The organism is Bacillus cereus group sp. MYBKT14-1, from assembly GCF_051915185.1.
Lineage (GTDB): Bacteria > Bacillota > Bacilli > Bacillales > Bacillaceae_G > Bacillus_A > Bacillus_A cereus.
Genome location: NZ_JBQAEF010000011.1, coordinates 46711 through 59609, shown reverse-complemented (window position 1 = coordinate 59609; position 12899 = coordinate 46711). Strand labels below are relative to the sequence as shown.

Sequence of the window (12899 nt, the reverse complement as noted above, 5' to 3'; positions counted from 1 at the left end):
TTAGGGAGAATTTTATTTTGTTAACTTAATGTTAATGTTCTTCTATCCCACATCGTCTCTAATTTGAAAACATTTATTTCATCTAATAATCCTTTAATAAAATAACCTAACTGACATTTCTAAACAACACTATTGACACTTAACACTATCATCAATACTACACTTCGTTGAGCCACATTATTACAAATTTATTGATGTAGTTGAGATGGACTCACTTTTTGAATTTGAACAAGTATATCAAACGCTTTACCTAATGATATATCAACAGTTTTTGGTATATCAGGCCCTTCGGTAGTTATTCCAGCGAAAATTGGATGTTGTTCGTTTAACCAAGTTTTTATCACGCCGTTTGCCTTACGTAAATCAATAAAAAATTGATCTTTTTTAACTTGTCCAAAGATGTAGTTATAACTGTTTGGATCATCCGATTTTAATGTTCCATAGGGGCCAAATTCACCATTGCTATTCTTGACATTATATTGCCCTTCATAAACTGACGTTCCAATAGATACGTACCGTTTTCCATAATATTCTGCTAAATGCTGCCCAGCTACTTTAGGATATATAAAAGGCAGCATATTTGTTTTCGAAACGTGTCCATTATGTCCCCATACAATGGTTTTTCCTAAATGTTCTTCAGTCCACTTCGCATTTTCATACATTGCAATATCATGTTTCAAATAAAAATCCGATGGTTTATCAGGAGGTGTCGCTAACATTGTAGTAAACTGTTCAATAATACGAGCTTTTTGCTTTATCCATGCAAACTCTTTAGATTTTCCATTTAAATAGCTTTTATTTTCCTCTAATAAAGCACTAATTTGTTTAGCATCTAAAACATACTTTTCTTTTTCTTCTTTCGTAAGGCTTTCAAAAGTATTCATATCCTTTGTTACAGGAATAAGACCTTTTATCTTCTCTTCTACTCTAGGCAACAGTTTTGAATTGTTCGCTTTAATATATTCTATTATATTATTATAAACATTCTCGTTTACTGATTGAATGTCCATCCCGATGATACGTACTTTCGATTTATGTTTTGGATTAGCATTATATTGCCGAATCCAATCAAGTAAAGCTAGCATTTCTTTCGTCTTAAATGTAGGTGATAGATGTTGGCTTGGGTTTCCCTTACCAGTAAGAACATATCGATCAAGTTCCAAGGCCCTATCCCATCCCTCTTCTAAAACTAGATTGGTAAAGCCCTTTTCAGATACTAAATAATTAACAATATGGTGTTTCATCGTAAAAACTTCATGAGCCCCATGCGTAGCTTCACCTAAACCTACAATTGAAGCTGAACCTACCATATCCTTAAGTGGTTTCAAATCATTAAGAGATGCAGTTGGATTAGTTGTTTTTAAAGGCTTTGCATGTGCTTCTAACCATTTCACTATTTGATTTGTATTGTAGGGAGCTGTAACAGAAACCTCTGTTTTCGAATCTGCATAAGTATTTCCTACAAAATGAGTCATTGTTATAGCAGAAGCAACAATTGCAATAATCATTTTCTTTTTCATAAAACCCTCCTGAAATACTTACTTATTAGTTTTTTGACATGCTCTAAGGATTCCAGTTTAAACTATTACCCCCCCTATTACTGTTAAGATACATTTATTCTAATTCCTAAAACTCACTTTTTATCTGGTTTTCCTTTTTACCTACTTGCTAAATTCAGCAAGTAAAATACTTTTAAATGGATCAGGACTATCAGCTTTAAAACTGTTCAAATTGACGGCCAATGTATGCTTACCTCCAAGTGTGCCACCAGCAAAAGTGGTAAACCCTGGAACGACCCCCCTGTGTCCCCATACCGAGTCACCGTTCGGAAGCTTAGTTTCATAGATTCCAAGACCATATCCGGTTCCCTCTCTATTTGTAGGAACTGTAGTAAGCATTTGTTTTAATTGCTGTTCCTTCAGTAATTTGCCACCTAGTAAGTAAGAGAAGAATTTGTTTAAGTCATCAGCAGTAGAAATGATATCTCCATCCGAGCTACCTGGGTTAATATAAGTAACGTCTTTTAGCTCACTTGCTCCGTCTAGTTGGAAATAGCCACGGGCATGCTTGGTGCCTGGAATCACGCTTGAATTGCCAGGTAGGAATGTATTTGACAAATCAAGCGGTTCAATAATCCGATTTTCAACCTCTTCGGCATAACTGTTGCCAGTTACTTTTTCAATAAGAATCCCCAGTAATACGTATCCTGTATTTGAATAAGACCAACCCTTTCCTGGGGCAAAGTCTGGGGGAAGTGAAATCCCCATTTTGACGAATTCTTCAGCCGTATACGATTTTTTTGTATCCGTAATATCAAAGTCTTTTGAATTTGTATAGTCAGCAATACCACTTGTATGATTCAATATTTGCCGGATCGTAATCTGGTTACCATCATATCCGTTTCCTTGAATAACACCAGGCAACCATTTTTCAATGGAGTCGTCTAGATTCAAACGGTTCTCTCCAGATAATTGAAGTAGAACTGTTGCAATGAACGTCTTCGTTACACTACCAATGCGAAAGCGAAAATCTGTTTTCATTGGTTTCTTGGTGCTCAGGTCCGCTAACCCAGCGGCATAACTCCATGTTTTTCCACCCTCAGAAGTTTTAGCAAGTATTCCAGGATATCCAAGTTGCAATGTATCCCGCATTGCCTCTTTGACGGAATTACGTTCTCTTTGAGTGCTTGTTTGTAGCGAACTAGATACATTTTGCGTAGGTTCTGCTTTTACAATTGATGTTGGTGTTATGTATAACAGGGAACTTCCAGCTATTAAAAGTGCTAGACTTGCACATGTAATTTTACTTCTTGTTTTCATAAAGCATTCCTCTCCTCTATTTAAATTGTATTGATGGTTGATAGCTATGTCATATGCTAACCACACAGCTATCAACTCTCCCAATGATAAAAGTCAACACTGAATTTGCAATCATCTATGTACCAATTATTTCTACAAACAACTTTCTGACCTAATAAATGATTAATTCCTCTTTTTCAGATGTATGTTAACCTCTGTAATTTCTTCTTTTCTTCCATAGAGTTTTGTTAATGAATTTGTTTTTATATAAATATATAGTATCTATTCCCCCTCTCGTTCTTCTCTACATTTTGATCATACGCAATAAAAATCTCTTTTCTCTTACTCCTTTCTTACAAATTCCTTACGCTCAAAACCACTTCTATAATTCGGTGGTTTTTATTTTAAGAAAAACTCAGTTCTATTAACTTGATAGGCTAGGGTACTGCCACATGTCCATCAAATTAGGAACCTACTTTACCCCAAATGTAAAAAAACGTTATCCTTTCCTATGATTCTAGAGAAAGAATAACGTTTTTCATGTTACGGAGGATTTTGTTTTATTAGCTTAACAGCATTTACTACCTTAATTTTAAAAAAACTTTAAAATTAAGGTATTTTTTGAACCAGAAAAGGATATTTTCAACTATAAAAACTATGACAAAATTTATCTATTTTTCCTTTTTGCCTACTTGCTAAATTCAGCAAGTAAAATATTTTTAAAAGGATCCGAAGGACTATAACTAGTTTTATGGCCATTCAAATTGATGGCCAATGTATGCTTGCCTCCAAGTGTGCCTCCAGCAAAAGTAGAAAACCCTGGAGAGGCACCTGCGTGTCCCCATATCGAGACACCGTTTGGAAGTTTAGTTTCATAGATTCCAAGACCATATCTGCCGATTTCAGCAATTCCTGTAGGAACTGTAGTAAGCATTTGTTTTAGTTGCTGTTCCTTCAGTAATTTGCCACTGAGTAAGTAAGAGAAGAATTTGTTTAAATCGTCAGCAGTAGAAATCATATCTCCATCCGAGCTACCTGGGTAAGAATAAGTAACGTCTTTTAGCTCACTTTCTCCGTCATATCTTTCATATCCACGGGCATGTTTGGTACCTGGAATAACAGTTGAATTACCAGGTAGGAATGTATTCGACAATTCGAGCGGTTCAACAATCCGATTTTCAACCTCTTCCGCATAGCTGTTTCCAGTTACTTTTTCAATAAGGATACCCAGTATTACGTATCCTGTGTTTGAATAAGACCAGCCCTTACCTGGAGCAAAGTCTGGTGGAAGAGAAATTCCCATCTTTACTAATTCTTCAGCCGTATACAATTTTTTTGTATCCATAATATCATAGTCTTTTGACTTTAAGTATTCAGCAATCCCACTTGTATGATTCAATAACTGCCGAATCGTAATCTGGTTACCATCATATCCGTTTCCTTGAATGACGCCAGGCAACCATTTTTCGATGGAGTCATCTAAATTCAAGCGGTTCTCTCCAGCCAATTGAAGTAGCACTGTTGCAATGAATGTCTTCGTCGTACTGCCAATGCGAAAGCGAAAATCTGTTTTCATCGGCTTCTTGGTTCTCAGATCCGCTATCCCGACGGCATAGCTCCAATTTTTTCCACCCTTAGAAATTTGAGCGAGTATTCCAGGGTATCCAAGTTGGAGTGAATCCCGTATTGCTTTCTTAACGGAAGTACGATCGCTTTGATTACTTGTTTGTAACGAATTAGATACATTTTGATTGGGCTCTGCTTTTACAATTGAGCTTGGCATTGTATATAACAAAGAACTTCCAGCCATTAAAAGGGTCAGACTTGCACTCGTAATTTGCCTACTTGTTTTCATAAGATTCTCCCTCTCCTCTATTCATATTGTGTAGATGGTTATTAGCTGTTTCATACTAAGCACACAGCTATCACCTCTATTAAAAGTTCAATATTACATTTGTAATTATCTTGCTAATTATTTTTTCACAAATGCAATTGTATTCTAACAAACGATAAATCCCTCTTTTTCCGCATGTATGTTAACCCTAGAAGAACCACTCTTATTACTGGTTTGTTTTTCATAAATAAATCATGCCTATTTCCCCTTTCACGCCTCATTATATTTTTTAACATACACAATGTAGGTCTCCCCTCCCCATTTATTGTTAATGCGTTAAAAACTGCTCCTTGATTCTAAATGTTTTTCTGTCACACACGGTAGTGTCAAAATGTCATGACTTTTATGACATAACTATTAATACAGCCTTATCCACTCAATTTTGTTCTCCTTTATAAATATGACAAAAACTCACTACCTACTATGACTGGCCTCTTGCTACACTCTGTTCATACGCTAACGGGTGCTAACTCGTTTCGCTAACAAAAAAACAAATCAATTAAAGGAGCTTACAAAAATGAAACAAGCAATTAACAAACTGGGGATCGTTGCAGTTCTTCTTTCTTCTTCAACCATGATTTCTGCGTGTTCCCAACAATTATTAGAAGCTGAAAAATCAAAACCATTAACATCCTCAACTAATATTCAAATGATGGAAGGACCTACTAATAAAAAAGAAATAGAATCTTTTGCAGACCCGTTATTTGAAGAAAAAATGAAGAAGTATAATGTGAACGGTTCTAGTTTTGTCGTCGTTCATGATGGAAAGGTCGTTGTCAATAAAGGATATGGATATGCCAATAAAGAAAAGAAAATCCCTGTCACTAAGGACACGGTCTTTCAAATCGCTTCAGTCTCAAAAACCTTTACTGCTTTGGCTGTGATGCAGCAAGTCGATAAAGGAAAGCTTAAACTAGATCAAGATGTACAAAAATACCTTGGTGGATTACAAATTCCTAATCAAACAGGGAAACCTCTCACCCTGTTTGATATGCTTACTTATACTAGCGGGGTAGATTTTCCGGATCTCACAAATATAACTGGACCCGAATACGTTCATAATAGTATACCAATGAAAGAATTTTTCTCTAAGCATATGCCAACGGTGATACGGCCACCAGGGGAAGCTTATACGTATGACAACGTCTCATTTGCGCTCGCAGGGTTTGCAGTAGAAAATGCTACTAACACCCCTTTCTCGAAATATATGGAAAAAAATATTTTCAAACCATTAGATATGGAATCTACGAGTATGAGTTTTACGCCTGACCTTCTCAAAAGAATGGCTACACATTATGGTCCCACAGGTGATCCGATTCCAACAAGTGGGAGCGGTTTAAGGGATACACCACAAGGAGGCATTTTATCTACTGCGGAAGACATGTCAAAATACATGATTATGCAACTACAGAAAGGAACGTTTAAAGACAAAGAAATTGTAAGTAAAAAAGGCATAGATATGATGCATGCCTATCAAGTTTTTGATGATAAGACAGTCCCTGTTGCGACAATTGGATTTGAAACGCCTTTTAATAAATTTGCTAACGGTCAACATGTTGTAATGAAAGGTGGAAGTATGCCTGGGCATCAATCACTGCTGATTTTAGTGCCTGAACAAAAAACAGCATTCTTCATGTCTTACAATAATGATTCAATGATGAGTATAGACATATATGAAGCTCTCATGGATCACTATTTCCCCGCTAAGAAGAATGAAGTAAAAACAAGTTATCTCCCGTTAGAGGAAAAAGAGGCTCATAAATACTTGGGTTTATTCCAGAATACGCGTTTCGCTGCCATTCGCACTCATTTTACTTATGAAAATGGGAATTTGATCATGGAGGGTGGAACAACGGGAAAACAAGTTCTCAAAATGATTCATCCATTGTTATTTGAGGATTCAGAAGGCAATAAAGTCGCTTTCAAAAAGAATTCAGCAGGAGAAATCACATATTTTCACTACACCTCTCCTAAAAGCCTTGATTTTGTAGCAGATGCTCAGAAAATTAACAACAAATCACCGTTTGATGACGTGCCAGCAAAGAGTAAATATAGAAGTCACATTGATAACCTTCATGCTCTAAACATTATGGGTGCTAAAACAGATAATCTATTTAATCCGATGGACACCATGACACAAGGAGAATTTGCGGATATGCTGTTACTTGCTCACGGATGGAATGGTTTTCCAGACGAATCCAAGGAGGCAAGGGAAAAAATGATGAATGGAATTCCAGAGTATATTCGTGCTACTCCGATTACCCGACAGGTCGCAGCAACCATGATTCAAAACGTTAAGCAAATTCAAGACTTGAAACCGATTCAACCTGATAAAGCTATTAAAGTTAAATTACTTGATGCCGCAGACGACTGGGCAGTCCAATCGATTCAGGCACTTGCCTCCCAAGGAATTCTAGACCCTGATACTTCCATCAATGCTGATGGGTCCTTTATGTTCCGTCCGAAAGATCTGTTACTGCGTCAAGAAGCAAGTGCCTTGCTGGATTTATCTTTTGGTCATTATGCACTGCCTATCAAACGGTAGTAGATATTTTATCCTGGATTGAATCATAAAAAAATTGGATGCTAGTATCTTATCAATATAAAGCTAAAATAAAACAAGAAATTTTTAACTTTATAAAATTTGTATGAAAACGCAAACGATTTGAAGTATAACTCTATATTTGAAATTTTCGCCTTAAAAAAAGGAGCCTATTAGGAAATTTAATAGGTTCCTTCCTTTAATTTAATAGACGTTATACACTGTAAATATGTTGAGTTAAATCTTTAACCTCCTCTAAAATAATTTTCTTAAAAGATAGAATTCTTACATACTTGTAAGGTAAATGTAAGACAATTCAATATGAGGACTATAATACTTTAGATTAAATTATATATAGCCAACAAACGAACAGGAGATAATGACTATGAGTATATTAACAGTCCGTAACTTAAGTAAAATTTATAATACAGGAAAAGTAGCTTATAAAGCTCTTTCCAATATTGATTTGACAATACAAAAAGGAGAATTTGTAGGAATTATGGGAGCATCAGGCAGTGGCAAATCAACTTTACTGAATATGATTTCTACTATTGATGCACCAACATCAGGAGAAGTATTTATTAACGAAAAAAATCCCCATTGTTTATCTTCTAATGATTTAGCATTATTTAGACGCCGTGAACTAGGGTTTGTCTTTCAATCCTTTAACCTTATGAATACGCTAACTGTAAAAGAGAATATTGTTTTACCACTTACATTAGATAATGTAAGTTTGAATGAAATGAACAACAAAGTAGAAGTCATTTCCAAAAAACTAGGGATTGAACAGATTTTAAATAAAAGAACCTATGAAATTTCAGGAGGACAAGCTCAACGAACCGCCATTGCTCGTGCCCTTATTCATTCTCCTCAATTAATATTAGCAGATGAACCAACAGGAAATTTAGATTCAAAAGCGGCAAATGATGTGATGGAACTCCTAAAGAAATTAAATCAAGATCAACAAGTAACTATGATGCTAGTGACACATGATCCCGTAGCTGCGAGTTACTGTGATCGAGTAATCTTCATTACAGATGGATCTTTTTATAATGAAATTTATTGCGATGAAAATCGTTCAAAATTTCACAAAGATATTACAAATTTACTATCTTTACTAGGAGGTAATTAACATGAATTTTCGTCAACTTGTATATAATAATGTCACTCGTAATAAACGATTATACCTTGGACATTTTTTGAGTAGTACATTTGCCGTGATGATTCTATTTACTTTTGAATTGCTTGCATTTCATCCTAATTTCACTGGAAATCTTGTATCGACCAGTGAAACCATGAGTTCTTTAAGTACAAAAGGATTTAAAATTGCTCAATATCTAATTATATTTTTCTCCTTCTTTTTCATTCTCTATTCTATTACTATGTTTTTAAAAACAAGGAAAAAGGAATTTGGGATTTTATTACTCCATGGCATGTCTAACGCACAATTAAAAAAGCTAATTTTCATGGAAAATATGTTAATTGGATGTTCTGCAATTATTGTTGGGATTGGACTTGGATTAGTTTTTGGAAAATTAATCTTACTGATAAGTGGTTCCCTTTTCCTGTTAAAAGGTGGGCTTCCATTTCATTTTCCTACTAATGCAATTTTAGTGACATCTCTTATGTTTTTTATTTTATTTATACTTGTCTCTTTTTTCACTGTACGAGTAATGAAGGTATCACAGCTAATTGAACTCATGAAATCTGAAGAAAAACCAAAAGCGGAACCAAAGTCATCTAAATGGCTAGCTTTCTTCTCAATTCTTTGTATTTGCATTGGATATGCCTCAGCGTTTTATTTGGATATAGCATTAAAAAAAGGAATTGAGATATATGTTCTATTACTATGTGTTTTCTTAACTGTATTAGGAACATACTTTTTATTTACTCAGCTCAGCTTTTATGTCATTACAATATTGAAAAATCGTCAATACACTTTCTTTAAAAAAACCAATATGTTAATGATTTCAGAGTTAACATATCGAATGACAGATAACGCAAGAACACTCTTTCTAGTAAGTATACTTTCCGCAGTTGCCTTTACCTCTATTGGTGCTTGCCTTTCTATTGGAAATGGCGCATTAGCGGAAGTTAACAGTCCTTATGCATTTGAATATAAATCATATAAACACAACAATGAGGAGGCATTTCATATTTCTCAAATAGAGAAACAATTACATAATGATGGATTCTCATATAAATTAGTAACTTCTACTGGTTTTAATACAACAAGTCACGCAACACCAATTATGAAACTGACTGATTACAACGCAACTGCCAAAACACTAGGATACCCAGCAGAAACGTTAAATAAGGAAACAGACAGTCTAATCCTGCCATCAAAAATGTATCTGAGAGTAGCTTCTCAAGAGAAATTAAAGAAACTGTCTTCATCCCTTACACTGGAACACGGTACTATGAATTATAATTTTTCTGATAATAAAATATTAATGGATAATATTATCAGCCCATCTGACAATTTTTCTGTCGTTGTTTCGGATTCAATGTACGAAACAATGCTAAATACACAGTTAGGAGAAGCAAAGATCGATCAGTATATAGACTATCGTTTTTTAATTAAAAACATGTATGAAACAGCAGATATGGCTAAAAAACTTACAAAGATAATTCCAAATGATTATAGAAGCGGACGCCCACCTTTTATATTTGATTCCCCGGTATTAAAATGGTTAGAAGGTAAACAAGTGAATGCGATACTATCTATTCTCAGTGTACTAGTAGGTGTTGTATTTTTTATATTTACAATTAGTTTCTTATACTTCCGTTTATTTACAGATTTAGATCGAGATAAAAGCCAATTTCAAATGCTTTCTAAATTAGGGTTAACTAAAAGAGAGATAAAAAAAATTGTAACCCAACAAATTAGTATATTATTTTTTATACCTATTGTGATTTCTGTTCTTCATAGTAGCGTGGCCTTCTTGGCAATAAGGTTTTTAGCGCAGAGCAGACACATAGACTTACCTATTGCAGGAAATTCTATTCTCATATTCACGAGCTTTATTAGCGTACAAATAATTTACTACCTTATTATTAGAAGAAGTTATTTACGTCAAATACTTCATTCCATAAATTAAAGTGGAAAATGAGAGAAATGCTGGTGGTATTCCGTATATATACCTCCTACTTAAAGTCACTTTTTCAGTAAGCTAATTAAATTCTTTGTTTTACTAATGGAGTAGCACCACATCTCTATCAAGCAAAGAAAACAAAATTCCTACTAAAATGAAAAAATACGCTATTCTTTCTGCAGAATCACAGGAAGGGATAACGTATTTTTTGCTTTATGGATAATGTAAAATCTTAGCTTGACGGCGATGGGGTACCGCCAGCATTTCGGAAAAAAACCACGCTAAGCAATTTGGGATAAGAAAAGAGCCGAATTTTAACCTGTTAAGAGTAAATCGGCTGTTTTCTATTCAAAACCTAGTTGTTTGTAATATCAAAAGAAAATGTTTCTTTTAGTCCCTTTTCCCCGTCAGCAGTGATTTTTATTGCTCTTGTTTTAGGTAAACGTTGAACCCAATTTAATTCTAATAGTCTTTCTAGAAGTGCATTCCCTAATGCTCCCGCAAGGTGGTGACGTCTTTCACTCCAATCTAAACATTTGTGTGTGAATGAACGACGTTTTTTCCTAACCTTTTCAAGATCAATTTGAAAAGTTGTAAAGAATGACTCTCCTTTTTCAGTAACAGTAAACCCGTCCTTTTCTTCATAAATAACACCTATTTTAATTAAAGAATCTGTTAATTGTACGCCTAAATTTCCCGCAAGATGATCATAACATGTTCTTGCAAAACGCATCGCTTTATCTTCTGAAGCCTGTTTTAATGATTTAATTTCAATTGGCGGAGCTATTGATAAAAATGACTCCATAACTTGAGCAACTTCCTGATCTCGAATCCCATAATATCGATGTCTTCCCTGTTTTTCAACTGTAACTACATTCGCATCGACCATTTTTGTTAAATGGAAACTAGCCGTCTGTGGTTTGATTCCTGCCATATATGCTAATTCGCTTGCAGGATGGAATCTACCATCTAATAAGACTGTTAATATTGCTGCACGAGAAGTTTCACTGACAAGGGTAGCAATCATTGCTACATTTGGATTTGCATTCATTTTAATTCCCCCTAATGTAATCCATATTTCGATGATAATCGAAATGTTTATATTCTACAATAAATAAGGAAGAACATATGAATAGGAGGAGAAATAAAGATGAAAAAAATGGCTCATGTTCCAAATACAGAAATTATTAAACCTAAAATTCTATACTACGGAACTCCTGTGATTTTACTAAATTCGCTAAATGAAGATGGAACAGTAAATATCAGCCCTCTGTCATCATCATGGGCATTAGGAGATTGTATTATATTAGGGATTGGACTTGGCGGGAAAGCGATTGAAAATTTAGAACGACATCCTGAATGTGTAATCAATGTTCCGAGTCCTTCATTATGGGAGAATGTTGAACAGTTAGCCCCCTATACAGGGAAAAATCCCGTTCCAGATTATAAGAAAAAGAATGGATTTACATATGAAAAAGAAAAATATGATATTAGTAGATTAACACCTACTAAGTCTAAATCGGTAAAACCTACTCGAATTATGGAGTGTCCAATTCAAATTGAGGCAAGGGTGAAACACATTCGAATTCCTGATTATTCTTCTGATTTTGCAATTGTTGAGACACAAGCTATACATGTGCATGCTCACAAGGAAATCATTATTGAAGAAAATCATATTGACCCAAATAAATGGAGCCCACTTATATATAATTTTCGTCATTACTTTGGTCTTGGTAACCAGTTAGGTAAAACCTTCCGATCCGAATTATAAATAAATATATTATCTTTTAAAGGGGACAATCTTTTCCTAATTGCAGTTAAATATTGTAGTAAGAAACCGAATTCCACCTGTTAAGGAATTCGGTTTCTTTATTATTTTTTCTTTTGCAATGATATAAAATGTTTATTAGAAAAGGAGAATAAGGATATATAATTTAAAAATAAGACAAATATGTTGAGAAAACTCAGAATGGATTGAATATTTACATGTGCTTATTTATAATTGATTAAGAGTTGGAGTAGTGATCTGTCATCTGTTCCTTTTTTAAAGAAGATTGATCTCAATCTTCTATTTTTTTTTGTTTTTTCCTCTTCTCTCGAAAAAAGGAAAAAGAATTACTTAAGAATTGTAGAAATTATTTGCTTGTAGACTAGTTGTTGCTTACCATGAACCATCATTAGGACGGTAAATTTATCTGTTGCAAGGATCTGCCCACGTACTGGAACACCATTCTTTAAAAATACAGTTACTTCCCCTTTTTTCTCTTTCAATTGTTGTATGTATTCCCTACATAACCAATTATAAATATGATCTTTTTGTTTTTGCCGGAGATGTGACCACTTTTTATTAGTCTGAAGGAGTTTTCCGTTTACGATTGTATGGTTTTTCATCAACACTCATCCCCTTTTACCATCTAAATGCATATATACAATTATCGTATCACATTTAAATTAACATACGGCTCTAGATACATATTTCGCAAGAAATCTATACGAAATAAAAATAATATCTCCATTTCACATAAAATAGTATCCAAAATAGACGAGACCGAATCCATTAAGCGAATTAA

Annotated in this window: 9 protein-coding genes; 4 read left to right on the top strand and 5 right to left on the bottom strand. The window is 34.4% G+C overall.

Going from position 1 to position 12899, the window contains the following annotated elements:
- Positions 1 to 188: 188 nt before the first annotated feature.
- The 3 genes from ACTFO4_RS22870 to ACTFO4_RS22860 form a co-directional block, all read right to left on the bottom strand.
- Positions 189 to 1520, bottom strand: coding sequence for an erythromycin esterase family protein (locus ACTFO4_RS22870; protein WP_440014434.1), 1332 nt, complete (start codon positions 1518 to 1520; stop codon positions 189 to 191).
- Positions 1521 to 1661: 141 nt separating this feature from the next.
- The gene (locus ACTFO4_RS22865) at positions 1662 to 2819 is read right to left on the bottom strand and encodes a serine hydrolase domain-containing protein (RefSeq protein WP_063538672.1); all 1158 of its coding nucleotides are present in this window, start codon (positions 2817 to 2819) and stop codon (positions 1662 to 1664) included.
- A gap of 667 nt (positions 2820 to 3486) precedes the next feature.
- Entirely contained in the window at positions 3487 to 4653 is a 1167-nt protein-coding gene (locus ACTFO4_RS22860; RefSeq protein ID WP_440014435.1) for a serine hydrolase domain-containing protein, read from the bottom strand.
- A gap of 556 nt (positions 4654 to 5209) precedes the next feature.
- Between ACTFO4_RS22860 and ACTFO4_RS22855 the strand changes: the two genes are divergently transcribed.
- The 3 genes from ACTFO4_RS22855 to ACTFO4_RS22845 all read left to right on the top strand — a co-directional run bounded on the left by ACTFO4_RS22855 (position 5210) and on the right by ACTFO4_RS22845 (position 10335).
- Entirely contained in the window at positions 5210 to 7237 is a 2028-nt protein-coding gene (locus ACTFO4_RS22855; RefSeq protein WP_098818907.1) for a serine hydrolase, read from the top strand.
- Positions 7238 to 7619: 382 nt separating this feature from the next.
- Positions 7620 to 8366, top strand: a complete 747-nt coding sequence (locus tag ACTFO4_RS22850) for an ABC transporter ATP-binding protein (protein ID WP_440014436.1) — start codon at positions 7620 to 7622, stop codon at positions 8364 to 8366.
- Position 8367: 1 nt separating this feature from the next.
- Entirely contained in the window at positions 8368 to 10335 is a 1968-nt protein-coding gene (locus ACTFO4_RS22845) for an FtsX-like permease family protein (RefSeq protein WP_440014437.1), read from the top strand.
- Between the two features lie 349 nt (positions 10336 to 10684).
- Here ACTFO4_RS22845 and ACTFO4_RS22840 read toward each other — a convergent pair whose 3' ends face one another.
- Positions 10685 to 11380 carry an ArsR/SmtB family transcription factor gene (locus tag ACTFO4_RS22840; protein ID WP_290102716.1) on the bottom strand — a complete coding sequence of 232 codons (696 nt, stop codon included), beginning with the start codon at positions 11378 to 11380 and terminating at the stop codon, positions 10685 to 10687.
- A 99-nt stretch (positions 11381 to 11479) separates the two neighbouring features.
- Between ACTFO4_RS22840 and ACTFO4_RS22835 the strand changes: the two genes are divergently transcribed.
- Positions 11480 to 12100, top strand: coding sequence for a flavin reductase family protein (locus tag ACTFO4_RS22835; RefSeq protein ID WP_086388150.1), 621 nt, complete (start codon positions 11480 to 11482; stop codon positions 12098 to 12100).
- A 344-nt stretch (positions 12101 to 12444) separates the two neighbouring features.
- Here ACTFO4_RS22835 and hfq read toward each other — a convergent pair whose 3' ends face one another.
- Positions 12445 to 12609: an RNA chaperone Hfq gene (hfq, locus tag ACTFO4_RS22830; protein ID WP_440014457.1), complete on the bottom strand. Its 165-nt coding sequence runs from the start codon at positions 12607 to 12609 to the stop codon at positions 12445 to 12447.
- Positions 12610 to 12899: the final 290 nt, after the last annotated feature.

Excerpts from the sequence above, each read along its gene's own strand:
- ACTFO4_RS22870 (WP_440014434.1), bottom strand. The coding sequence starts at position 1,520 with ATGAAAAAGAAAATGATTATTGCAATTGTTGCTTCTGCTATAACAATG.
- ACTFO4_RS22840 (WP_290102716.1), bottom strand. The coding sequence starts at position 11,380 with ATGAATGCAAATCCAAATGTAGCAATGATTGCTACCCTTGTCAGTGAA.
- ACTFO4_RS22850 (WP_440014436.1), top strand. The coding sequence starts at position 7,620 with ATGAGTATATTAACAGTCCGTAACTTAAGTAAAATTTATAATACAGGA.
- ACTFO4_RS22835 (WP_086388150.1), top strand. The coding sequence starts at position 11,480 with ATGAAAAAAATGGCTCATGTTCCAAATACAGAAATTATTAAACCTAAA.
- ACTFO4_RS22845 (WP_440014437.1), top strand. The coding sequence starts at position 8,368 with ATGAATTTTCGTCAACTTGTATATAATAATGTCACTCGTAATAAACGA.
- ACTFO4_RS22855 (WP_098818907.1), top strand. The coding sequence starts at position 5,210 with ATGAAACAAGCAATTAACAAACTGGGGATCGTTGCAGTTCTTCTTTCT.
- ACTFO4_RS22860 (WP_440014435.1), bottom strand. The coding sequence starts at position 4,653 with ATGAAAACAAGTAGGCAAATTACGAGTGCAAGTCTGACCCTTTTAATG.
- ACTFO4_RS22865 (WP_063538672.1), bottom strand. The coding sequence starts at position 2,819 with ATGAAAACAAGAAGTAAAATTACATGTGCAAGTCTAGCACTTTTAATA.